Source organism: Microbispora rosea (genome assembly GCF_900156315.1).
Lineage (GTDB): Bacteria > Actinomycetota > Actinomycetes > Streptosporangiales > Streptosporangiaceae > Microbispora > Microbispora rosea.
This window is the reverse complement of the sequence record NZ_FTNI01000005.1, coordinates 285,833-306,215: the sequence shown is the minus strand read 5'-3', so window position 1 is coordinate 306,215 and position 20,383 is coordinate 285,833. Positions and strand designations below refer to the sequence as shown.

The following is a 20,383-nucleotide window of genomic DNA, read 5'->3' as shown; positions in this document are numbered from 1 at the left end:
CCGCGACTCGGTCCTCGGTCCTGCCACGGCCCGGACGGCTCGGGACCGGTGGCGGCTCAGGTCACCCGAGGAGTCAGACGAGGGCGAGCTGGCGGGCGGGGGAGCGGCGCCGCCGCCAGCGCCGCGCGTCCCTGCCGATGCCGTAGGTCTCGGCGAGGGACCGCACCTGCTCGGCGATCCGCAGGCGGTAGCCCTCCTCGGCGACCTGGCCCCTGCCGTACAGCGCCTGGTAACGCGGCACGAGACCGGGATGCTCGCGCTCCAGCCACCCCATGTACCACTCCCGCGCCCCCGCCGGCAGGCGCAGCACGACGGGGGTCACGCTGACCGCGCCCGCCTCGGCCGCCCGCCGCACGGTCGCCAGCAGGTGATCGGTGGAGTCGGTGATGAGCGGCAGGATCGGGGCCATCAGCACCCCGCAGGGAATGCCGGCGTCGTTCAGCGTCGCGCAGATCTCCAGGCGCCGCTGCGGCGTCGCGGCTCCCGGCTCGACGGCGCGCCGCAGGCGGTCGTCGACGAACCCGACCGACACCAGGGCGCCGACCTGGGTCACCTTCGCCGCATCGCGTAACAGGTCCAGATCGCGCAGGACCAAAGGGCTCTTGGTGAGCACGGTGAACGGGTTGGCCGCGTCGGCGAGGGCCCGGATGACACCGGGCATCAGGCGGTAGATCTCCTCGGCCGGCTGGTAGCAGTCGCCGGTGAGGCCCAGCGCCACCGGATCGCCGCCCCAGCGGGGGGATGCCAGCTCGCGCCGCAGGCGGCGCGCCAGGTCGGTCTTGACCACGATCTTCGTGGCGAAGTCGGCGCCGGGGTCCAGGCCCAGGTAGCGGTGACCGCGGCGGGCGGCGCAGTAGCCGCAGCCCGCCTCGCAGCCGCGATAGGGGCTCGCACCCCATGTGAAGGGCAGCTCGGCGCCCTCGGGCACCCGCTCCAGCGCCGCGCGGGCCGGCACCTCATAGCAGGTGATGCCGTCGAAGACGCGGGTGACGGCCTGCCGCTCGATGCGCGGGCGGGCGGGCCCCTCACCGACGAGCGACTGCTGCCCAGACTCCCGAGGCTGTCGCTCAGGCTGTCGCCCAGCCTGCACGGGCCGCCGCGCCTGCTGCTGTGCGGACTGTCCGGACTGTCCGGGCTGTCGCACGGGCTGCCCGGGCTCCTGCACCGTCTCCTGCACTTGGGGCCGCGCCGGGATCTGGTCCTCCGCGCGGGAAGTGGCGTCGCGACGCATGAGGTTCAGTAGAACACGCATTCGACCGTCGCGCCAAGTGTCCACGCCCACACGCATCCCGCCCGTGCAGGGCTCGCGGCGTCCCGCGCGGCTGCTCGGCGCTCGAGGTTCGGGGTCGGGGTTCGGGGTCGGGGTTCGGCGGTCCCCGCGGCTGCTCAGGGTTCTGCGCTCGGGGGTTCTGCGCTCAGGGCTCGGCGGAGGCGGCGGCGTGACAGGCGCCGTATCCGTCGGCGCGCGCGACCACACGGCCTGACCGCACCCGCACGGCCGCCTCGGTCCCGTCGCTCACCGCGGTCACCCCGGCCGCCGCCGCCACGGCACCCTCATCGTCGTGCACCACGCGCAGGCGCGGCCAGGCCGCCTCGGGCAGGGCCTGCCGGAGGCAGGCGCGTACGTCGGCGAGGGCCAGCCGGGCGAGCGGCCCCAGTTCGCCGGGATCGCCGGTGACCAGGACCGCGGTGACCTCGTCGCCGGGCGGCGTCGCGCGCACCGCCTCCTCCACGGCCTCCAGCCGGTTCAGTCCGAGGACCGCCACCACGCCGTCACGCGCGAGCGAGGCCGGCTCACCCCGCACCGCGTCCACCGCGAGCGGTGGCGACCAAGGCTCGTCGGCGGGCCGTGCGCGGGGCGCGAAGGGCAGGTGAGGGGGGTCCCACCGGTCGCCGAGGTCGAGGTCCGCCAGCGCGGCGCACGCCGTGACGATGTCGAACGGCTCGGCGAAGCCGGGCGCCGCGTCGGCCATCTGGCTCGCGCCGTGCAGGGTGGTCAGGGCGGTCTCCGCGATCCGCACCCGGCGCCGCGCGGACGTGTTCCCGTCGAGTCGTTCGAGCGCGAGCCCGAGCACGATCGCGTTCAGCTTCATCAGCTGCGCGAACGGCTGGCGGACCCGCTGGTCGGCGAGCACCTCCGGCATCAGGTCCATGCCGAGCCTGCCCGGGCCGTCGGTGGCCAGAGGGAGCCGGGAGACCCAGGCGCGCGCGAACGCGGCGAGCGCCTCCCCGGCCGTGGCCGCGCCGGGTGTTCCCAAATCAACTGTCCCGAAATCAACCGTCCCTGCAGCGTTCGTCCCGGCATCGGCTGCCTCGCCGACGGGCGTTTCGCCTGACGCGGAGGAGGACCGCCGTAGGCCGTCCGGCCCGGCTTCGCGCTCGGCCAGGCCGGCCAGCACCGAGAAGTACAGCGCCCGTTTGCCCGGGAAGTTGGAGTAGACCGCGCCACGGGTGAGCCCGGCCCGGTCGGCGATGGCGTCCACCTTGGCGTCGCGGAAGCCCCGCTCGGCGAACTCGTCGCGGGCGGCGGCCAGCACCTTGGCCCGGTTGCGTGCCTGAAGCTCGGCCCTGGTGAGGCGTCCCATCCATCTCCTCGTCCGCATAACGCCCGCTTGCCGTAGGGGCGGACCCAAGATACCGTCGCCACTCAGATGATAGGAACATCTGATTTAAACATCTGGAGATGCTCGTGATCACACTGCCCGAGGTGGACATCACCGATCCCGAGGTCCTGCGCGACCCGTTCACGACGTACGGACGGGCGCGCGAGCGCGCGCCGCTCGCCCGGCTGCTCGTCCCCGGCCTCGGCCCGATATGGGCCCTCACCAGGCATGACGGGGCGCGGGCGATGCTCGGCGACGCCCGTTTCGAGCTCACCGCCGACAGCTTCATGCGCCCGCGGGTCCCCGACGACTGCCTGCCGTACATGCGGACCATGAGCGAGATGAGCGGCCCCGAGCACGCGCGGCTGCGCAAACTCGTCGCCCCGGCCTTCACCCCCCGGCGGGCCGCCGAGTTCCGGCCCGCGATGGAGGCCATCGTCGACGCCCTGCTCGACGACCTGCCCGCTCACGCCGACGGCGGGCGGGTCGACCTGCTGCGGCACTTCGCGCGGCCGCTGCCGATGGACGTCATCTGCGCGCTGGTCGGCATCCCCGAGGAGGACCGCCCACGCTGGCGCGAATGGGGCGCCGCCGTCGTCGCCGGGGCGGGTCAGGACTTCGCGCGGGCCATCCCGGGAATCATGGCGGGCGCCAGGGACGCCGTCGCCGCCCGCCGGGCCCGGTCCCGGCAGGAGGACGACCCCGGGGACGTGCTGGGCGAGCTCGTGCGGGTCCAGGCCGAGGACGGGGACCGGCTGAGCGACACCGAGATCGTCACGATGGTCTGGCACCTGGTCCTCGCCGGGCAGACCCCGACCAACCTCATCGCCAACGCCGTGGCCGCCCTGCTGTCCCATCCCGCCCAGCTCGCCGCCGTACGCTCCGACCCCGCGCTGATGCCCGGGGCCGTCGAGGAGCTCATCCGCTGGTGCGGCCCCTCACTGCTGGCGGTCCCGCGCCACGCCCGCCAGGACGTCGAGCTGTACGGCGCGACCGTGCCCAAGGGCGCCAAGGTCACCGCCCTGATCGCCGCAGCCAACCGCGACCCGCGGGTGTTCGCCGACCCCGACCGGCTGGACGTCGGCCGGACGCCCGGTGCCGGCCATCTGGGGTTCGCCCACGGCCCCCACTTCTGTCTCGGCGCGTCCCTCGCCCGCGTGCAGACCCAGGTCGCGCTCACCGCGCTGCTGCGCCGCTTCCCCCGCTTGGCGATGGCCGGGCCGCCCGAAGAACTGCGCGCCCCCGACCCCGGCACGTGGCGGCTGGCCGCGCTGCCGGTGACCCTGTGAACGGGGCTTGAGGAACATCGGAGAGAAAGCCGGCGCTGAGCCCCGTCGGGGCTTTCAGGCGCTTCGACATGGTTCGCGGGGGTGTCTCGATGCTGGGCCGCTACTCCTTCTCCCTTCCCGGACTTGCCAGAGGTCTGCGGCCCCTGCGCGAGCCGGCGGACGAGCAGCTATAGGAGCCGGCAGGAAAAAGCCGCTCAACCCGTTCACGGCAGTTGTTCCAGCACATGTTTCATCGGCAGGAAGCCGGCGGCTTCATAGAACGACCGGGCTTCATCGTTGCAATCCAGGACCTCTGTGAGGAGGCGCCGGCATCCCGCCTGCCTTCCTGCCTCACGGACCGCGTTCACCAGGGCGATTCCAACCCCGTGGCGCGTCGCCTTCGGCGCCACGGCCAACTGGTTCAGAACGATGAAGGAATCCGCGTGCATGAGAGCACTGGCGGCACGCTGCTGCAAAGACGCGGACGCGTACCCGACGCACTTGCCCTCCGGAAGCTCAGCGATGAAGATTCGCACAGACTCCCGGCTCAACTGGTCCTTGTAGAGCGCCATGAGCTCGTCTGGTGACGGATGCTCTCTGTATGTGTCCGGCCGACGCGCCACGTGCAATCCATCATGCACGTGGCCGTTCAGCTCGGCCAGAAGGCGGGCGTCCTCGGGCGTCGCTCGACGAATCGTCAGAAGTGACATTCACCGAGTGATTCTCCTGTTGAACGACAAGCCGACGGAGCCTCGATGCAGCAGTACATCGCGGCTACTCGGCGGGCGGAGGGCTGGAGCAGACCGCCTCGTCCTTCGACTTGGGCTTGGGAACCGGAGCCAGCCGTACACGGCCGGGGCGGGCCTCCTCGTGCGGGAAGACCCACCTCCGAAATGCCCAGAAACGGAAGGCCGCGGCGATCAGCGTGCCGATGACCTGCGCGCTCACGAAGTCGGCGATCTCCTGGGTGACCAGGCTCACGTCCGGGGTCTCCAGCAGGAACATGTACCGGGAGATCCACAGCGGCACTGAGCTGAGCACCAGACCGACGCCGCTGACCAGGAAGAACAGCGCCGCCTCGTGGTGTCGCTCGCGGCCGCCTCTCGTCCGGAACGACCATTCACGGCTCAGCACATAGGACACGATCGTCGCCACAAGCACCGCGATGACCTTCGCAGTCACCGGCTTCGGTTCCAGAATAGTTAGCTTCAGCCCGTAAAACACGGTGTTGTCAACGAGGAACGACGTTCCACCTACCACAGCGAACTTCAGCAGCTCACGATGCTTCACGGCAAAGGCGGGCACTGCTGGTAATCGTGCGAGTGCTGTTTGTGTTATTGCGAAACGTCCTGATCTTCTCACCTGCCGGACACCCTGGTTTCAGACTCACTGACACGGCCTTTCCGGCTCGGGCGACTGGAGCCGCGCCTGTCGGCATCTGGTATCAATGCTCACCCCCACCACAGTCGAGTACTGCGCGATGGAGCGCCCGTCAGGAGTCGAACCATCTCGGTGACCGGATGAGCCACCCAGTAAAACTGCGGTCCGGACACGACGTCGGTATGACTTTCCCGCTGAATCCGATGCTCACCACCGATCAGGCGGCCACCATACATCGCTTTTCACGGCCTTCACTCGGCCGGCACACGCCGCCTCACTCCCCGGCACCTCTGTACAGCCTGCGAATGGCAGGCTTTTGGCGACATGCAGTCGTACCTCGCCACAGGGCTGGACGTGCCGCCAGAACAGCGGTGTCACCCCACGCCGGTCGGCGGGCTTGGGCAGCCCGACCTATTCGGTGTCGGCGAGGACGTCCTGCGGCGCTGAACCACGGTCGGCGCGCGATCGGCCCACAAGCCTGGGGTTCCTGGTCGGCCCGCCCATGGCTTTGCCGCGCCGCGCCGCGTAAAATTGGGACAAGCGTACCGTTTTTATAGATGAGGTTCCCCATGGCCTGGCTCCTGCTCGTCGGCGCGATCGCCTCGGAGGTCCTGGCCACCTCCGCGCTCAAACTCAGCGACGGCCTGAGCCGCTGGGGGTGGACCATCGTGGTCGCCGCCGGATACATCGCCTCGTTCCTCCTGCTGGCCTGGGCGCTCAAGCTCCGCATGCCCGTCGGCATCGCGTACGCGGTGTGGGCGGGCACCGGGACCGCGGCGATCGCGCTGATCGGCGCGTTATTCCTCGGCGAGCACATGAACCTCGTCAAGGCGGCCGGCATCGCCCTGATCATCGCCGGGGTCGCCGTGCTCAACCTCTCCGGCGCCCACTGATCGCTCGGCGCCGATCGTTTGACCCGGCGGCGCGCGCCCGTTAAGGGTGATCAGGACGACTTCCCGCCCAAGGGCGGAGCCCCGACGACCCAGGGGAGGAACACGGCGTGCCCGATAAGGACCGGCCCGCGCCCGTCCCGGCGGCGGCCCCCGCACGCGGCGTCGCCGTGCGGGCCGTCTCGCCCCAGCCGCGGCGCCCGCAGGAGCGTGCCGTACGCCGCAGGGAGGCGCTGCTCGACGCGGCCGTCGACCTGCTCGGCGACGGCGGCTTCGCCGCCGTGACGCACCGCGCCGTCGCCCGCCGGGCAGGCCTGCCCCTGGCCGCCACCTCCTACTACTTCACCAGCCGCGACCAGCTGCTGGCCGAGGCGTTCGCCCTGCTGGTCGAGCGGGAACTGGCCCGCATGCGGGCCACGGTGGACCACCTCGCGGGCCGTACGCCGCTCGCGGTCGCCGAGACGCTCACCGGCGTGTACGCCTCCGACCGGATGCGCCAGCTCGGTTTGTGGGAGCTGTATCTGCAGGCGGGCCGGGACCCGGCGCTGCAGGCCATCGCCCGCGCGTGGACCGACGGCTGCGACGACATCGTCGCCGCGGTGCTGGGCGGCGCGGGCTACCCGTGCGGGCCCGGGGAGGTCCGCTTCGTCGCCGGTCTGCTGTCGGGACTGTGGGTGGAAGAGGTCGTCGAGGCCCGCCCGGACGGCAGGCAGCGGGCCCGGGAGGCGGTGGCCCGCGCGCTGGCCGCACTCGGACCGCCCGCTAAGGTCGGCCCATGATCTTCCATCTCGCGCTGGCCGCCGACTGGGACGCGGCCGTCCTCGCGGGCGAATACCGCGTCTCGACCCTCGGCCGCACCCTGGAGGAGGAGGGCTACATCCACGCCTCGGCCGACCCGGGCCAGGCGCGTGGCGTGGCGGGCCGCTATTACGGGCACGTCACCGAGCCCCTGGTGCTGTTGGAGATCGACGAGGACCGGCTCGGCTGCCCGGTCAGGCTGGAGGTGCCCGAGGGGGCGGACGAGGCGTTCCCCCACATCTACGGGCCGATCCCGGTGACCGCCGTCACGGCCGTCACGCCCTTCTCCCGCTGAGTGCGCAAGTCCTGGCGCCCGCAGGCGGCTGTCCGATTCGTTCAAGACGACCGAGCGGGCCGCCCCCTAGCGTGGTCGTCATGGCACCTTCGTTCGATCTCATCGGCCTGGTCGTGACCGACATGGCCGCCTCCCTGTCCTTCTACCGCCGGCTCGGGCTGGACATCCCACCCTCGGCCGACACCGAGCCCCACGTGGAGGTGACCCTGCCCGGCGGGCTGCGCCTCGCATGGGACACCGCTGATGTCGTCCACTCGTTCGACCCCGCCTGGTCGCCCGGCAGCGGCGGGCCGCGCATGGCGCTGGCCTTCCGCTGCGACGGCCCCGAGGAGGTCGACCGCCTGTACGCGGACCTGGTCGAGGCCGGATACGAGGGATACCTGCCGCCGTGGGACGCGTTCTGGGGGCAGCGCTACGCGGTGGTGCATGACCCGGACGGCAACGGCGTGGACCTGTTCGCCGCCCTGCCCACCGTCTGAAGGGCCGCAGGGCGGCAGCAGGGCGGCAGCGGGTCAGCAGCAGGGCGGCAGCGGGTCAGCAGGCCACCAGGCAGGGGCTCAGCGGCTCAGCGGATCAGCGCGCCGAGGGTCACGCCGGTCAGGGACCTCACCTCTCGAGACAGGTGGGCCTGGTCGGCGTACCCGGCCACGGCGGCCACCGTGGCCGGTGGCGTGCCCCCGCGGGCCAGGTCCACCGCCCGGTTCATCCGCAGGATGCGCCCCAGCGTCCGTGGCCCGTATCCGAACGCGTCCAGGCACCGGCGGTGCAGCCGCCGTTCGCCGACGCCCGTGTCGGCGGCGATCCGCGCGACCGGCAGGCCCGCGCGCACGCCCGTGACGACGGCGCCGACGAGAGCGGCGTCGACGCGGCGGGGCGCCCTGCCCAGCCGGCGTGCCGCCTCCTCCTCCAGCACCGCGCCCAGCCAGGGGCCCGCATCGGCGGCCTCGCCCGCCCGTTCCGTCAGCCGCCGCGCCTCGGCGCCCGGCCACAGCTCGGCCAGCGGCACCCGCCGGTCACGCAGCTCGTGCGCCGGGACCCCGAAGACCAGCGGTCCGGTGCCCGGGCCGAAGCGCAGCCCCACATAGCGGGCGCCGGGCCGGTCGGTCACCACGTGTGCGGCGGTGTCCGGCCCCGCCACCAGCAGCGCGCCGTCCGCCCAGATCACGTCCATGCACCCGTCCGGCAGCACGCGCCGCTCGGCGGCCCCGGTGCCGGGGGAGGCGCCGGGGGAGGCGCCGGGGGAGGCGCCGGGGGAGGTGCCGGGGGAGGTGCTCCACCACAGCACCGCGTCCGGCACACGCGACACCCTCTCCCGGTACATGCCCCGCATTATCCCGTGGGTGCAGCGATCAGCGGCGGTTGCCCGCCCGCAGCCAGCCGACGTAGTCGGTCACGGCCCGATCGAGGTCCCACTCGGAGGCGTAGCCGGTGTCCTCCCGCAGCCGGGAGATGTCGAGACAGGCGTCCACGGCGGGCGCCGCGGGGGAGCGCCCGGGGAGCAGCGCGGGCGCCGCCCCCGGCACGGCCCTGCCGATGGCGGCGGCGACCTCCCGGTTGGCGACGGCCCGGCCGCCACCGACGTTGTAGGTGCGGTGGCGCAACGTCGCCGTCGTCTGCAGGAGCGCGAGAGCGCGGCCGCAGTCGGGCGCGTAGCACATGTCGACGGCGTCCTCCGCGTAGGAGGGTGGCGCCTCGCCTGGCACGCCGCCCTCGCCCGCGGCCTGGGCTTCCCCCGCGCGGGCGGCAGAGGAGACGCTCGCGCCGCCGGCCGCCATCGCATGCCGCGCGGCGGCATGGACGAGCCGGGGAGTGGCGAAGAACGGCGAGGACGGCCTGCCCAACGGGCCCCAGATCGCCCCGATCCGGGCGGCGACCACGTCCAGCCCGGATGACGCGGCGATGTCGGCGGCGACTTCCGCGATCTTCTTGGCGGCCGGGATCGGATGCGGGCTCGCGACCGGCAAGGGCGCGTCCTCGCGGAGGGCCGGGTCCGTGACCCCCGCGTACACGCCGATCGTGCTCGCGACGACGACGCGGCCGGCGCCCCACTCCCGCGCGGCGCGCAGCACGGTGAACAGCCCGGCGGCGTTGGCCGACAGCTCGTCCAGCGGCGCCGACGCGCCCATCCCCGCCGCGGCCAGGTGCACGATGCCGGTCACGCGGTGACGCCTGCCCGCCGCCAGGACGCTGCCGAGGTCGGTGCAGTCCATCTGCTCCACCACGGCCCGCCCCTCCCGCACCTCCCGTTGGGTCACCAGGGCCGGCGGAGGTCCCGCCGCCCGCTGGCCGAGCACGCAGCGTTCGCCGAGGTCGAGCAGGGCACGCACGGTGTGCGCGCCGATGAAGCCGCGTCCGCCCGTCACAAGGATCATGCGGATCCCTCCAAATCGATAGCAAGCTAACGATCAGCGTAACGGTGGGATCATTAGCGCGCAAACGAATCGTAGGATGGCCAGGTGACCGAAGTGCTGAGGCTGCTCACGCGGGCGCAGAAGCTGTTGCGGGCGGCGGCGGACGAGGCGATGAGCCGCCACGGCGTGCGCGTGGGGCAGAACCTCGTGCTGGAGGTTCTGTGGGAGACCGACGGGCTGACACCCGGGGAGCTGGCGGCCCGCCTGCAGGTCACCACCCCGACCGTCGTCAACACCGCCACCCGGATGGAGGCGGCCGGGCTGCTCGTGCGTCGCCGCGACCCGGCGGACGGCAGACTCGTCCGGCTGCACCTGACCCCGAAGGCCCGCGCCGCGGAGCAACCGATCGCCGAGGCCAGGCGCCTGCTGGCCGAACACGCCACCGCGACCCTCACCGACGAGGAGCGGCGCCACCTGCACAGCGCCCTGAAGAAGATCATCGAGCAAATGACCGCATCCGCACCACCCCCCGGCCCCGGTGCGGACGGGGACTGAGGTACCCCCGCGTCCAGCTCCGCCGAGGCAGGACGCCATCAGCGCGGCAGCGTCACGAGTCCCATCTCATAAGCGGAGATCACGAGCTGGACCCGGTCCCGGGCGCCCAGTTTGGTGAGCAGCCGTGACACGTGCGACTTGGCCGTGGCCACCGTGATGAAGAGGTCCTGCGCGATCTCGGTGTTCGACCGGCCGCGTCCGACCAGGGTCAGCACTTCCCGTTCCCGCTCGGTGATGCCCTCGATCGCTCGCGCGGAGCGTTGGGCGGTGCCGGGGCGCCGAACGAAGTCCGCGATCAGGCGGCGCGTCACACTCGGCGCGATCAGTGCGTCGCCGGCGGCCACCACCCGGATCGCGGCGAGGATGTCGTCCAGCGCCATGTCCTTGACCACGAAGCCGCTCGCGCCGGCCCGGAGCGCGCCGTAGACGTGGTCGTCCTCGTCGAAGGTGGTCAGGACGAGGACACGCGTCGTCGCCGCGCCGGCCGTGATCCGGCGGGTCGCCTCGATCCCGTCCATGCCGGGCATCCTGATGTCCATCACCACCACGTCGGGGCCGAGTTCGCCGACGAGCCGGACCGCTTCTGAGCCCGTGGCGGCCTCACCGACGACATCCAGGTCGGGGTGGTCGGCTATGAGCACGCGCAGCCCTGACCGCACCAGCGGCTGGTCGTCGGCGAGCAGGATCCGGACGGTCATCGGGCCTCCACCGCGGATCCGGCGGGTTCGGGCAGCGGCAGCCGGGCTGCTACCCGGAAGCCACCCTCAGGGCGCGGCCCGGCGCTGAGGTGGCCGCCGAGCAGGCCGACCCGCTCCCGCATGCCGACGATGCCGAAGCCCTGAGCCGGTCGGGCCGCTGATCCGTTCCCGGTGGCGCCGCACCCGTCGTCGACGACCTCAACGGACAGTTCCTCGTCTCCGAAGTCGATGGCCACCCGGCAACGGCCGGTGTCCGCGTGGCGGACCACGTTGGTCAACGCCTCCTGCACGATGCGGTAGGCGGCCAGATCGACGTCGGCAGGCAAAGGACGTTGCTCCCCACTGCGGCGCACATCGACGCGTACTCCCGCGTCCGCGGTCGCCGCCGCCAGTTGTCCGACGTTCGACAGGCCAGGCGAGGGGGCGAGCGGTGACCGCTCCGGCCCGATCGCGCCCCCGTCGGCCTGGCGGAGCGCCACAAGCGTGCGCCGAAGGCTCGACAGGGTCTGTCTGCTGGCGGCCTCGATGGTGCGCAGCGCCTCGCCGGCCTCCGCCGGCTGTGTCTGGATGACCCGGCTCCCCACGCCGGCCTGGATCGCGATGATGCCGATGCTGTGCGCGACCATGTCGTGCAGCTCCCGTGCGATCCGCAGCCGTTCCGCGGTCACGGCCTCGGCCACCTCCTGTGAACGCAGCGCCGCCGCGTGCTCACGGCGCTCGCGAGTCAGCAGACCGGCCATGCACGACGCGGCTATCGCCAGGAGGGCGATCACCCCGTTGACGGTCAGGTCGTCCCCGTGCGCGAAGCCGCCGATCAGCAGGAGTTGCACGGTGAAAGACACGGCCACGGCGACGATCGAAGCCCGTCGCGCACGGGTGGCGACGACGAAGCCCAGAACGAGGTCCACTGCCAGATACGACAGGAACTGGCCCTGATACGACGCCGCCAGGCTTTCCTGGGCGGCGCTCGGAGGGCCCGCCACCACGGCTGTGGATCCGATGAGCGTCATCGCCAGAGCCGACAGCGGCATCCGCCGCACCATGCCGGCGAGCAGGCTCACGGCGAGCAGGGAACCGGCGGCGTGGACCGTGCCCGGCGCCTCCGGCGCGCCCCACACCAGCAGGCCCACCATGAGGAGGTAGGAGGCACCCCCCACCCAGGCCATGGCCTTCGTTCTCGTCATCGGCGGCGCGTCCTCTCGTGGACGAAGGTGCGACAGGCAACGCGCGCAGAAGACGGGGCGGCCGTTGAGGGGTTCATGCCCCGAGGCTAACCGGCCGCCGCCGAGGTGGCATCGGCCCGGGGACGTACGCCCGCAGGCCAACCCCGGCCACACGAGTGCCGCCGACGGCGCCGTGACCGTGTTCTCGGAGAGCGATCGCTGGTCGGCGGACGTCACCCATGTGGCCACGGGCGCGCACGCGCTGCGGACGCGCCGGAACGGCGTCACCCGCGTCACCGGCGTCACCCCTCGCCGACGCCCCTGGCCATGACGTATTTGCGCAGGCCAGAGTCGCGCGGGTGGAGTTCGTATTCGCCCGTGTCGCGGAATCCGAGCCGCCGGTAGACGCGTTCGGCGGAATCGTTGCCGGAGATCACCCACAGCTCCACCCGGGACCGCCCTGTCTCGCGCGCCCAGGCCACCACCTCCAGTGCCAGGCGCTCGGCGATCCGCCCGCCTCTGGCCCGGGGACGCACCCACATGCCGAACAGCTCGACGGCCCCGGCCCGGTCCGCCGGCACACGCCCCGCGGCCACGCCCAGCGGCGCGTGCCCGTCGAACGCGACCGCCTTGACACCGTCCTCCGTCCACGCGCGCCACCGCGCCTCGTCGTAGGCCCGCTCCTCTTCCAGGTCGCCGTGGAAGACGCCGGGCGCGTCGGCCAGCGCCGCCAGGCGCAGACGACGCCAGGTGCGCCAGTCCTCACCGCTGAGGCGGCCTATGACAACCGGGCTCATGCTCGCGCTCCTCGCATTTCCTCGGAAGATCCTCCTTCTGCCATGGTCGATATCCGGTCCGGGCCGGACAACCGGGCCCGGACATAATCGATCCGTACGCCGAGAGGGGAGCAATGAGCATTCGCCTGGGTGGCGTGGTCATCGACGCCAACGACCTCGACGGGCTCGCCGCGTTCTGGAGCCGCCTGCTGGAGCGGGACATCACCCGTCGCGAGGACGACTGGATCAGTCTCGGTCCCGACCTGGCCCTGCAGCGGGTCTCCGAACCCAAGACCGCGAAGAATCGCGTCCACCTGGATCTGGTCACCGACGACTTCGCCACCGCGGTCGCCCGCGCCACCGCGCTCGGGGCCACCCCGGTAGGGGAGATGCACGAGGATCTCTGGCAGGTCTGGCGGGATCCCGAAGGCAACGAGTTCTGCGTCTGCGTGTCCTGACTCGTCCCCAGGTGATCACGCCTGAGCGCGGTGAGCGCATGGTCGGGCACCGCGTGGAGCGGGGTGGGGCGGGCTGCCGCCGGTGCCGTCACCGTTCGCAGTCGCCGACGAAATGGTTGTCGTGGGCGTCGTGGAGCCGGCTCAGGTCCCGCTCGTGCACAGTGGCGAGCTCCGCGAAGTACTCCTCCCGGAGCACGCCCGGTGAGAGCACCATGAGGAGGGTGGCGGGTTCGGCGCGCTCCTTGCGGATCGCGTGGACGTCGCCCATCGAGGCATGCGCGGTGTCGCCGGGCCGCAGTGTTCGCCAGGCCCGCCCGTCGAAGTAGTCGACTTCACCTTCTTCGACGATGAAGGTCTCGCTGAAGGTCGTGTGGAAGTGCGGGGAGGGTCCCCGGCTGGAGGGCGACATGCGCCACCGGTAGATGCTCACGATCCCGCCGGTCTCCGCCTTGCGGGCGAGGACCTCGATGGTCGATCCGCCGGCGCCCAGCCGGATCGTTCGCGTCTTTCCGGCTTGCTCGGGCTGGGAGCAGCACCCGTCCGTCTGCGTGGTGTCGGTCATGGCCCGAGTCTCGGGGCTTCGCCGCTCCGCTCGCCCTCACTTCGGCGGTGGCCTAACAATCGGGAGATGATCCGCTACCGATTGGGCGCCGGGGCCGCGGGAGTGCGCTGGGCGATGTCGCCGATCCACGAAGTGGTCAGCCTCGCCCGGCTGTTGACCGAGCCGCAGCGTCACCCGATGTTCCACTCGTGGCTTCGCCGTCGCCGCCACCGCCTTTCCGGCCTGGACCTGACCGCGCTCACGGTCTTCATGGCCGATGGCGCCTATCGGCCCGACTTCCTCGACCCGTCGCCGATGTCCAGCGAGCCGACCTTCGACGAAGGCATGGACGCCCTCCTGTCCACCCCGGCGGATCAGGTCTACGCCGAGCTGGCCGACGCCGCCGCCGGCCGTGGGGCAGAAACAGGCCGTCGGCTGCTCGGCGACCCCGCCCGCACCAGGGTGGAGGCCGCCGACGCGGTGCGCCGACTCTGGAAGGCGGCCGTGGAACCGGAGTGGCCGTCCATGCGGCAGGCGCTGCGTGCCGAGATGCTGGACCGGGCCCTTCAGGTCAACCGCGAGGGGCTGCGCACGGTCCTCCCGCGCCTGCACCCCTCCGCGGGGTGCGAAGGCGACACCATCACCGTCGAGTCGGCCGTCGACATCGACGTCGACTGCCCCGGGGGGCTCATTCTCGTTCCGTCACTGTTCATCACCGACCGCGTGCAGTGCACCACCTCACACCACTGGGCCCCGGCGATCTATTACCCGGCGTCCGGGCGGTACCTCTGGGCGGCGCCCCCCACTCCGAGATCCCTCGACCGGCTTCTGGGAACGACCCGATCGAGGATCCTGGCCGCGCTCACCACACCGCTGCAGACGACCGTCGTGGCCGGGCTCGTGAGCGTCACCGCCCCGACGGCAAGCGAACACCTGGCGATCCTGCGCGACGCCGGGTTGATCGACAGCACCCGGGCCGGTCGCACGGCCACGCACGAGCTCACCGCGGCCGGACGCGCTGTCCTCGAGGCGGCCTCGCCGCGACCGTGACCGGTCCGGGGCTGCCCGTCCGCGCCTACTGACGGCTCGGGAGCATCGCGAGCGCCTGCGACCGCTGGGCGACCAGATCGGCGTAGGTACCGTCGCGCTCGGCCCAGCGGTGCATCAGCACGCCCTTGACGAGGATCTCGTGTGGAGTGGGATCGGCCTGGAGCAGATCCATCACCTCGGTGGCGAACTCGGCGAGGTCGAGCGCGCGGGGGTTGAGCCGAGCCTGCTCGGGCGTGGTGGCGACAGCCGGAGGGACGAGTTCGGACACCTCGATGCCCGTGCCGTCCAGTTGCGCGCGCAGCGCCTCGGAGTAGGCGTGCACCGCGGCCTTCGACGCCGCGTACGTCGGCATGAGCGGGAACGGCAGGAACCCGATACCCGAGGTGACCGTGATGACGGTGCCGGCGCCGCGCCGGACCAGGTGCGGGGTGAACGCGTCGATGACGCGGATGGTGCCCAGGAGGTTGGTGTCGATCATCTGCCGTGCGGCGCCGAAGTGCGCGGGATCGCGCAGATCCTCGGGCATCCCGACCCCGGACATCGTCATGATCGTGTCGAGGTCCGGGTGGGTGCGGAGGATCGTGTCGCGGGCACGGCCGACGCTGTCCTGGTCGGTCACGTCGATGGCAACGGTGCCGAACCCCTCGGCTGCCAGCCGGTCGAGCAGGTCGGCTCGCCGGCCGCCGACGACGACGGAGCTGCCGGCCGCGGCGAAGCGGCGAGCGAGCTCGAGACCGATTCCCGAGGTGGCGCCGGCGATGAAGACCGTGCGGTTGGTGATGTCCATTGAATGCTCCTGCTCAGGGTGGGCCCGTCCGCGGCGAAGCCGCTGGGCGCGCCCGTCGAAGTTCCGGATTGCGGTTCCTGCGCCGCGGCGTCTTCAGTGTCGATCCCTTCTCCGGCTGGAGGCAGTGCCCCCGTCTTCCGGGGTCCTGCCAGGGCCCCCTTGGCGCGGAAGGCCCGAAATACGATGGCGAACATGAGCGACGACGACCGCGCCAACCTGCTCGGCGGCTACCTGCGTGCCCGGCGGGCCCTGGTCACCCCGCAACAGGCCGGGCTCGCGCCGGGCCCGAACCGGCGCGTTCCGGGGCTTCGCCGTGAAGAGGTCGCCATGCTCGCGGGCATCAGCGCCGACTACTACCTGCGGCTGGAGCGCGGCCGCGACCGGAACCCCTCAACGCAGGTGCTCGAATCGCTCGCGCGGGTCCTGCACCTCGACGAGCTGGAACAGGACTACCTTCTCGGCCTGGCCGCCGCACGCCCCAGGCCCCGGCGGCGCAGGAAGCCCGAACGTGTCCCCGCGCGGCTGCACCAGCTCCTGGCGAGCGTGCAGGTTCCCGCCTTCGTGGAGGGGCGCGCGTTCGACGTGCTCGCCTCCAACCGGCTCGCGGTCGCGCTCTCTCCCCGCCTCCAGCCCGGGTACAACCGCCTGCGGTCACTGCTGCTCGATCCCGAGGAGCAGGCGTTCCAGCAGGACTGGACACGCTCGGCGGAAGGATTCATCGCCGCCTTCAGGAAGTCCGCCGGGGACGACATCGACAACCCGCGGTTCGTGGAGCTGGTGGGGGAGCTCGCCCTGTCGAGCGAGCGCTTCCGAACCCTCTGGGCGCGCCACGACATCCGCACCCTCGACGGCGGCACCGCCACCGTGAACCATCCCGTCGTCGGCGAGCTGCGCCTGCACCGGGACAAGCTTCCCGTGGACGGCCTGCTCCTGGTGCTCTACTACGCCGATCAGGGCAGCGAGAGCGACGAGAAACTCCGCATGCTCGCCTCCATGGCCGGGACGGCACCCACCTCGACGGGCGCCGGCTCACCTACGGTGACCTGAGCATCGGCTCGGCCCTCCCCACGCCGCCCATCGCGCCGCCCGCGGCCCTGGCATAGCGGCGGGCCAGATGCGCGAAAGCCTCCCTGAGCTCGGCAGGGCCGACGACCTCGATGTCGGCGTCGAACCTGCCGATGGCGGCGGCCAGGCCGGGCCACGACCACGAGCCCAGGACGAGCCGGCAGCGGTCCGGGCCGAGCTCCTCCACGACGCCGTCGCGGGCGTATCGGGACACGGCGGCGGCCGACAGGGCGAGGATCACCTCACCGCGGCAGGGCCAGTCGCCCGAGCCGTCGAAGCCCCGGAACCTGCCGGCCACGAAGGCGGCCACATCGCCTCCGGGCACCTCACGCGGCGTGAAACGCGGCCCCGTGGGGGAGCGCGGGGTGATCCGATCGGCGCGGAAGGTGCGCCAGTCCCCCCGGTCGAGGTCCCAGGCGACGAGATACCAGCGTCCGCCCCAGGTGACCAGATGATGCGGCTCCACTCGGCGCGGCGGCGTCAGCACCCGGTCGTCCGCGTCCGGAGGGGACGCGGCCGCGTAGTCGAAGCGCAGCACCTCAGCCGCGTGGACGGCGGCGCTGAGCGCCATGAGCACGCTGCCGTCGACCCCTACGTCCGGCCGCGCCGCGGCCCGCTCGACGGCGGTGACCTGGAGGGTGTCGATCCTGTGGCGCAGCCGTGCGGGCATGACCTGCCGGACGGTGTGCAGCGCACGCGCCGCGGCCTCCCCGATGCCGGCGCCGGTCGTGGTGGCGGTCTGGAGGGCCACGGCGAGGGCGACGGCCTGGTCGTCGTCGAACAGCAGCGGGGGCAGCTGCGAACCGGCGTCCAGCCGGTATCCACCGTCGGGCCCCTTGAAGGTCGTGATCGGATAACCGAGCTCACGGAGCCGGTCGACGTCACGGCGGACCGTGCGCGCAGTGATCCGCAGCCGCTCGGCCAGGTCCTCGCCGGACCAGGTGCGACGGGTCTGCAGCAGCGACAGAAGCGCGAGCAGCCGCGCGGACGTCTTCGGCATGAAACCCATCCTGCTCCAGTAGAGGACCCTTCCTGTCCTCTACCCGTGGAACCCTGCGGTCGTCGACACCGACCGAGTCGAACAGAAGCACGATCACCGCAGGTCACCATCCTCCCGGACAGGGGGGACGGACGACAGCGGCGATCGCCCGGAGCGCCGTCGCCGAAGCGGCACACCGCCCGGCCGCTTCCGACACGAGCTCGTCCGGCGCTTGCCCGAATGATCGAAAGCTGGGAGTCATCATGTCCATCACCACCACGACCCACCTGAACTTCCGCGGCGACGCCCGCGCGGCGCTCGACTTCTATCACTCCGTCTTCGGCGGGGACGTCGTCGCCGTCACCTACAAGGACGCGGGCAGCGTGCAGAACCCGGACGAGGCGGACTGGGTGATGTGGGGCCAGGTGGTCGCGGGGAACGGCTTCCACGTCATGGCCTACGACGTGCCCTCCCGCACACCGTGGAACCCGGGCGAGAACGCCGTCTTCGTCTCCGTACGCGGCGACGACACCGACGAGCTCACCTCCCTCTGGGGCAAGCTGGCCGTCGGCGCGACCATCGTGCAGCCGCTGGCCCCCGCGCAGTGGGCGCCGCTCTACGGCATGCTCAAGGACCGCTTCGGCGTCGTCTGGGTCCTGGACGTCGCGGCGCCGTACAACGGCTGAGTACGGCTGACCTCCCCCGCGGAGGAGGGGTGCGGCGGGGCGTCCGCCCGTCTGCCGCACCCCTCCGCTTCCCTGAATCGAAGAGGAATCGGACCACTGTGAGAATGCGCGAGCTGGGGCGAACCGGCATCGAGGTCAGCGCCTACTGCCTGGGCACCATGATGTTCGGCCCACTGGGCAACCCCGACCACGACGACTGCGTCCGCATGACCCACCGGGCGCTGGACGCCGGCATCAACTTCGTCGACACCGCCGACGTGTACGGCTACAGCGAGACCGAGGTGATCGTCGGCAAGGTCCGCGCCATCGGCTCCTCGAACCTGCCGCCCTCGGAGATCGTCGAGGCGCAGTGGGTGTCCGAACGGCGTGCTCTGCACCGGCTGCGCACCGAGCAGCCGACGTACTCCATCCTCAACCGCGGGATCGAGCGAGAGGTCCTGCCCGTCTGCCGGCGCTACGGCCTGGGCGTGCTGGTGTGGGGCCCCCTGTCGTCGGGTCTGCTGAGCGGCCGCTACCGCAAGGGCGCCCCCCGCGAGGACAACGCCAGGATGCACTGGGTGCCCAAGCACCTGACCGACGAGCGCAAGCTCGACGCCGTCGAACAGCTCATCGCCGTGGCACAAGACGCCGGCATGCCCCTGGCCCACATGGCGATGGCCTTCGCCACCACCCACCCCGGCATCAGCGCAGCCATCATCGGCCCCCGCACCATGGAACAACTCGAGGACCTGCTGGCGGGCGCCGCCATCACACTCGGCGACGACATCCTCGACAAGATCGACGAGATCGTCCCGCCCGGGACCGACGTCGGCCCCCTCGACATCTCCTACGACCCGCCGGCTGTCACGCACCCGGCGCTGCGCAGGCGCCCAGCCGACGACCGGGCCGTGGCCTGACACCATGACGGTCCTCGACAGCCGCGCGCTCAACCGTGCCACGCTCGCCCGGCAGTTCCTGCTCGACCGCACCGACACACCGGTCCTCGGCGTCGTCGCGCACCTGTGCGGCATGCAGGCACAGGAACCGCAGGAGCCGTTCGCCGGGCTGTGGTCGCGGGTGCGCGCCTTCCGCCCCGCGGCCCTGGACGGCCTGCTGACCGGACGGGACGTGGTGCGCACCCACCTGATGCGCCGCACCGTCCACCTCGTCACCGCCGGCGACGCGCTGGCCTGGCGTGCCCGGCACGACGCCATGCTGCGCCGGCGGGTGCTGACCACCTACCGCCGTGAACTGGCCGGGCTCGATCCGGACGAGGTGGCGGCGGCCGGCCGGGAGGTCATGGCCGACGGACGGCCCCGCACGATGGCCGAACTCGTCGACGCGCTCACCGGCCGCCGGCCCGCGCCGCCGCGCCGGGCCCTGGGCGAGCTGCTCGTCGCCGCGCTCATCCCCATGGCCCAGCTGCCCCCGCGCGGACTGTGGCGCGCCAAAGCAGGGGTACGCAACCTTCCCCTCGCCGCATGGCTGGGACGCGACATCGCCCCGCTCTCCCCGGACGGATCCGACCAGGCCGGGCGGGCGCTGGTCCGCCGCTATCTGGCCGCCTTCGGGCCCGCCGCGTCCGCCGACCTGCGCGCCTGGTGCGGACTGGCCGGGCTGCCCGCCGCGGTCGAAGCCGTACGCGAAGAACTCATCGCCTTCCGCGACGAACGGGGCCGGCAACTGCTGGACCTGCCCGGCGCGCCGCGTCCCGACCCCGGCACCCCCGCGCCCGTGCGCTTCCTGCCGGCGTTCGACAACGCGATCCTCGGCTACCACGACCGCAGCCGCATCGTCGACGACGCCCACCGCGGCCTGTCGGTCGCCGGCGCCCGCGTCGTCCTGGTGGACGGCCGGGTCGCCGCGACCTGGAACCTCACCGCCGGCACCGGCACCGGCACCGTGACCGTCACCCCGCTGCGCCGCCTGTCCCGATCCGACCGCGCCGCCGTGACCGAGGAGGGGCGGTCGCTGGCGTCGTTCCTGTCGGACGGCGACAGCGACCGCGTGCAGATCGACGCGTCATCCGCCTGAGCGCCCGGGCACCGGCGGGTGCGGGGC

At 72.3% G+C, this 20,383-nt stretch carries 24 protein-coding genes; 12 read left to right on the top strand and 12 right to left on the bottom strand.

Features of this window, described 5'->3' with window-relative positions; genetic code table 11:
* Positions 1-73 precede the first annotated feature (73 nt).
* Together BXA11_RS10225 and BXA11_RS10220 are read right to left on the bottom strand one after the other, a co-directional pair.
* Positions 74-1,231, bottom strand: coding sequence for a radical SAM protein (locus tag BXA11_RS10225; RefSeq protein WP_204053929.1), 1,158 nt, complete (start codon positions 1,229-1,231; stop codon positions 74-76).
* A gap of 184 nt (positions 1,232-1,415) precedes the next feature.
* Entirely contained in the window at positions 1,416-2,585 is a 1,170-nt protein-coding gene (locus BXA11_RS10220) for a TetR/AcrR family transcriptional regulator (protein ID WP_076434278.1), read from the bottom strand.
* Between the two features lie 98 nt (positions 2,586-2,683).
* Between BXA11_RS10220 and BXA11_RS10215 the strand changes: the two genes are divergently transcribed.
* Complete coding sequence (locus tag BXA11_RS10215; RefSeq protein ID WP_076434277.1) at positions 2,684-3,892, top strand: cytochrome P450 family protein; 1,209 nt, start codon at positions 2,684-2,686, stop codon at positions 3,890-3,892.
* 203 nt (positions 3,893-4,095) lie between these two features.
* On the opposite strand, the gene BXA11_RS10210 is transcribed toward BXA11_RS10215, so the two are convergent.
* Together BXA11_RS10210 and BXA11_RS10205 are read right to left on the bottom strand one after the other, a co-directional pair.
* The gene (locus BXA11_RS10210; protein ID WP_076434276.1) at positions 4,096-4,581 is read right to left on the bottom strand and encodes a GNAT family N-acetyltransferase; all 486 of its coding nucleotides are present in this window, start codon (positions 4,579-4,581) and stop codon (positions 4,096-4,098) included.
* 64 nt (positions 4,582-4,645) lie between these two features.
* Entirely contained in the window at positions 4,646-5,131 is a 486-nt protein-coding gene (locus tag BXA11_RS10205; protein ID WP_275409751.1) for a GtrA family protein, read from the bottom strand.
* A gap of 689 nt (positions 5,132-5,820) precedes the next feature.
* On the opposite strand from BXA11_RS10205, the gene BXA11_RS10200 reads away from it, so the two are divergent.
* From BXA11_RS10200 to BXA11_RS10185, 4 genes are all read left to right on the top strand, one after another.
* Entirely contained in the window at positions 5,821-6,144 is a 324-nt protein-coding gene (locus BXA11_RS10200) for a DMT family transporter (RefSeq protein WP_076434274.1), read from the top strand.
* Positions 6,145-6,251: 107 nt separating this feature from the next.
* Complete coding sequence (locus BXA11_RS10195) at positions 6,252-6,920, top strand: TetR/AcrR family transcriptional regulator (protein WP_076434273.1); 669 nt, start codon at positions 6,252-6,254, stop codon at positions 6,918-6,920.
* The gene (locus tag BXA11_RS10190; RefSeq protein WP_076434272.1) at positions 6,917-7,234 is read left to right on the top strand and encodes a DUF952 domain-containing protein; all 318 of its coding nucleotides are present in this window, start codon (positions 6,917-6,919) and stop codon (positions 7,232-7,234) included. The genes BXA11_RS10195 and BXA11_RS10190 overlap by 4 nt, the downstream gene beginning before the upstream one ends.
* Before the next feature lie 80 nt (positions 7,235-7,314).
* Entirely contained in the window at positions 7,315-7,713 is a 399-nt protein-coding gene (locus BXA11_RS10185) for a VOC family protein (protein WP_076434339.1), read from the top strand.
* Between the two features lie 86 nt (positions 7,714-7,799).
* Here BXA11_RS10185 and BXA11_RS10180 read toward each other — a convergent pair whose 3' ends face one another.
* Both BXA11_RS10180 and BXA11_RS10175 read right to left on the bottom strand, forming a co-directional pair.
* The gene (locus BXA11_RS10180; RefSeq protein WP_076434271.1) at positions 7,800-8,555 is read right to left on the bottom strand and encodes a helix-turn-helix domain-containing protein; all 756 of its coding nucleotides are present in this window, start codon (positions 8,553-8,555) and stop codon (positions 7,800-7,802) included.
* Between the two features lie 28 nt (positions 8,556-8,583).
* Entirely contained in the window at positions 8,584-9,606 is a 1,023-nt protein-coding gene (locus tag BXA11_RS10175) for an NAD-dependent epimerase/dehydratase family protein (RefSeq protein ID WP_076434270.1), read from the bottom strand.
* 84 nt (positions 9,607-9,690) lie between these two features.
* Here BXA11_RS10175 and BXA11_RS10170 point away from each other — a divergent pair, with 84 nt between their 5' ends.
* The gene (locus tag BXA11_RS10170; RefSeq protein ID WP_076434269.1) at positions 9,691-10,140 is read left to right on the top strand and encodes a MarR family winged helix-turn-helix transcriptional regulator; all 450 of its coding nucleotides are present in this window, start codon (positions 9,691-9,693) and stop codon (positions 10,138-10,140) included.
* Between the two features lie 38 nt (positions 10,141-10,178).
* Here the strand turns inward: BXA11_RS10170 and BXA11_RS10165 are convergent, their stop codons facing one another.
* The 3 genes from BXA11_RS10165 to BXA11_RS10155 all read right to left on the bottom strand — a co-directional run bounded on the left by BXA11_RS10165 (position 10,179) and on the right by BXA11_RS10155 (position 12,798).
* The gene (locus BXA11_RS10165) at positions 10,179-10,838 is read right to left on the bottom strand and encodes a response regulator (RefSeq protein WP_076434268.1); all 660 of its coding nucleotides are present in this window, start codon (positions 10,836-10,838) and stop codon (positions 10,179-10,181) included.
* Positions 10,835-12,022, bottom strand: coding sequence for a sensor histidine kinase (locus tag BXA11_RS10160; protein WP_076434267.1), 1,188 nt, complete (start codon positions 12,020-12,022; stop codon positions 10,835-10,837). The genes BXA11_RS10165 and BXA11_RS10160 overlap by 4 nt, the downstream gene beginning before the upstream one ends.
* A gap of 281 nt (positions 12,023-12,303) precedes the next feature.
* Positions 12,304-12,798, bottom strand: a complete 495-nt coding sequence (locus BXA11_RS10155) for a GNAT family N-acetyltransferase (RefSeq protein WP_076434266.1) — start codon at positions 12,796-12,798, stop codon at positions 12,304-12,306.
* Between the two features lie 113 nt (positions 12,799-12,911).
* Between BXA11_RS10155 and BXA11_RS10150 the strand changes: the two genes are divergently transcribed.
* On the top strand, positions 12,912-13,235 hold the full coding sequence (locus BXA11_RS10150; RefSeq protein WP_076434265.1) for a VOC family protein: 324 nt from the start codon (positions 12,912-12,914) through the stop codon (positions 13,233-13,235).
* A gap of 88 nt (positions 13,236-13,323) precedes the next feature.
* Here the strand turns inward: BXA11_RS10150 and BXA11_RS10145 are convergent, their stop codons facing one another.
* Positions 13,324-13,797 carry a cupin domain-containing protein gene (locus tag BXA11_RS10145; protein ID WP_076434264.1) on the bottom strand — a complete coding sequence of 158 codons (474 nt, stop codon included), beginning with the start codon at positions 13,795-13,797 and terminating at the stop codon, positions 13,324-13,326.
* 66 nt (positions 13,798-13,863) lie between these two features.
* On the opposite strand from BXA11_RS10145, the gene BXA11_RS10140 reads away from it, so the two are divergent.
* Positions 13,864-14,826 (top strand): DUF5937 family protein, encoded by a 963-nt coding sequence (locus BXA11_RS10140; protein ID WP_076434263.1) that lies wholly within the window; start codon positions 13,864-13,866, stop codon positions 14,824-14,826.
* A gap of 25 nt (positions 14,827-14,851) precedes the next feature.
* Here BXA11_RS10140 and BXA11_RS10135 read toward each other — a convergent pair whose 3' ends face one another.
* Positions 14,852-15,613 (bottom strand): SDR family oxidoreductase, encoded by a 762-nt coding sequence (locus BXA11_RS10135; protein ID WP_076434262.1) that lies wholly within the window; start codon positions 15,611-15,613, stop codon positions 14,852-14,854.
* A 192-nt stretch (positions 15,614-15,805) separates the two neighbouring features.
* Between BXA11_RS10135 and BXA11_RS10130 the strand changes: the two genes are divergently transcribed.
* Complete coding sequence (locus BXA11_RS10130; protein ID WP_076434338.1) at positions 15,806-16,660, top strand: helix-turn-helix domain-containing protein; 855 nt, start codon at positions 15,806-15,808, stop codon at positions 16,658-16,660.
* Here the strand turns inward: BXA11_RS10130 and BXA11_RS10125 are convergent.
* Entirely contained in the window at positions 16,647-17,678 is a 1,032-nt protein-coding gene (locus BXA11_RS10125; RefSeq protein ID WP_076434337.1) for a helix-turn-helix transcriptional regulator, read from the bottom strand. The two genes, BXA11_RS10130 and BXA11_RS10125, sit on opposite strands and share 14 nt — an antisense overlap.
* A 242-nt stretch (positions 17,679-17,920) precedes the next feature.
* Between BXA11_RS10125 and BXA11_RS10120 the strand changes: the two genes are divergently transcribed.
* The 3 genes from BXA11_RS10120 to BXA11_RS10110 all read left to right on the top strand — a co-directional run bounded on the left by BXA11_RS10120 (position 17,921) and on the right by BXA11_RS10110 (position 20,356).
* The gene (locus tag BXA11_RS10120) at positions 17,921-18,343 is read left to right on the top strand and encodes a VOC family protein (protein WP_076434261.1); all 423 of its coding nucleotides are present in this window, start codon (positions 17,921-17,923) and stop codon (positions 18,341-18,343) included.
* Between the two features lie 104 nt (positions 18,344-18,447).
* Complete coding sequence (locus BXA11_RS10115) at positions 18,448-19,239, top strand: aldo/keto reductase (RefSeq protein WP_239105212.1); 792 nt, start codon at positions 18,448-18,450, stop codon at positions 19,237-19,239.
* A 4-nt stretch (positions 19,240-19,243) separates the two neighbouring features.
* Complete coding sequence (locus BXA11_RS10110) at positions 19,244-20,356, top strand: winged helix DNA-binding domain-containing protein (protein ID WP_076434259.1); 1,113 nt, start codon at positions 19,244-19,246, stop codon at positions 20,354-20,356.
* Positions 20,357-20,383 lie beyond the last annotated feature (27 nt).

What these genes read in the sequence shown, in the direction of transcription:
- BXA11_RS10160 (WP_076434267.1), bottom strand. Translation starts at nt 12,022, where the DNA reads ATGACGAGAACGAAGGCCATGGCCTGGGTGGGGGGTGCCTCCTACCTC.
- BXA11_RS10145 (WP_076434264.1), bottom strand. Translation starts at nt 13,797, where the DNA reads ATGACCGACACCACGCAGACGGACGGGTGCTGCTCCCAGCCCGAGCAA.
- BXA11_RS10150 (WP_076434265.1), top strand. Translation starts at nt 12,912, where the DNA reads ATGAGCATTCGCCTGGGTGGCGTGGTCATCGACGCCAACGACCTCGAC.
- BXA11_RS10190 (WP_076434272.1), top strand. Translation starts at nt 6,917, where the DNA reads ATGATCTTCCATCTCGCGCTGGCCGCCGACTGGGACGCGGCCGTCCTC.
- BXA11_RS10155 (WP_076434266.1), bottom strand. Translation starts at nt 12,798, where the DNA reads ATGAGCCCGGTTGTCATAGGCCGCCTCAGCGGTGAGGACTGGCGCACC.
- BXA11_RS10220 (WP_076434278.1), bottom strand. Translation starts at nt 2,585, where the DNA reads ATGGGACGCCTCACCAGGGCCGAGCTTCAGGCACGCAACCGGGCCAAG.
- BXA11_RS10200 (WP_076434274.1), top strand. Translation starts at nt 5,821, where the DNA reads ATGGCCTGGCTCCTGCTCGTCGGCGCGATCGCCTCGGAGGTCCTGGCC.
- BXA11_RS10225 (WP_204053929.1), bottom strand. Translation starts at nt 1,231, where the DNA reads ATGCGTCGCGACGCCACTTCCCGCGCGGAGGACCAGATCCCGGCGCGG.
- BXA11_RS10185 (WP_076434339.1), top strand. Translation starts at nt 7,315, where the DNA reads ATGGCACCTTCGTTCGATCTCATCGGCCTGGTCGTGACCGACATGGCC.
- BXA11_RS10140 (WP_076434263.1), top strand. Translation starts at nt 13,864, where the DNA reads ATGATCCGCTACCGATTGGGCGCCGGGGCCGCGGGAGTGCGCTGGGCG.
- BXA11_RS10135 (WP_076434262.1), bottom strand. Translation starts at nt 15,613, where the DNA reads ATGGACATCACCAACCGCACGGTCTTCATCGCCGGCGCCACCTCGGGA.
- BXA11_RS10180 (WP_076434271.1), bottom strand. Translation starts at nt 8,555, where the DNA reads ATGTACCGGGAGAGGGTGTCGCGTGTGCCGGACGCGGTGCTGTGGTGG.
- BXA11_RS10120 (WP_076434261.1), top strand. Translation starts at nt 17,921, where the DNA reads ATGTCCATCACCACCACGACCCACCTGAACTTCCGCGGCGACGCCCGC.
- BXA11_RS10110 (WP_076434259.1), top strand. Translation starts at nt 19,244, where the DNA reads ATGACGGTCCTCGACAGCCGCGCGCTCAACCGTGCCACGCTCGCCCGG.
- BXA11_RS10210 (WP_076434276.1), bottom strand. Translation starts at nt 4,581, where the DNA reads ATGTCACTTCTGACGATTCGTCGAGCGACGCCCGAGGACGCCCGCCTT.
- BXA11_RS10215 (WP_076434277.1), top strand. Translation starts at nt 2,684, where the DNA reads ATGCTCGTGATCACACTGCCCGAGGTGGACATCACCGATCCCGAGGTC.
- BXA11_RS10175 (WP_076434270.1), bottom strand. Translation starts at nt 9,606, where the DNA reads ATGATCCTTGTGACGGGCGGACGCGGCTTCATCGGCGCGCACACCGTG.
- BXA11_RS10130 (WP_076434338.1), top strand. Translation starts at nt 15,806, where the DNA reads ATGAGCGACGACGACCGCGCCAACCTGCTCGGCGGCTACCTGCGTGCC.
- BXA11_RS10125 (WP_076434337.1), bottom strand. Translation starts at nt 17,678, where the DNA reads ATGCCGAAGACGTCCGCGCGGCTGCTCGCGCTTCTGTCGCTGCTGCAG.
- BXA11_RS10115 (WP_239105212.1), top strand. Translation starts at nt 18,448, where the DNA reads ATGCGCGAGCTGGGGCGAACCGGCATCGAGGTCAGCGCCTACTGCCTG.
- BXA11_RS10165 (WP_076434268.1), bottom strand. Translation starts at nt 10,838, where the DNA reads ATGACCGTCCGGATCCTGCTCGCCGACGACCAGCCGCTGGTGCGGTCA.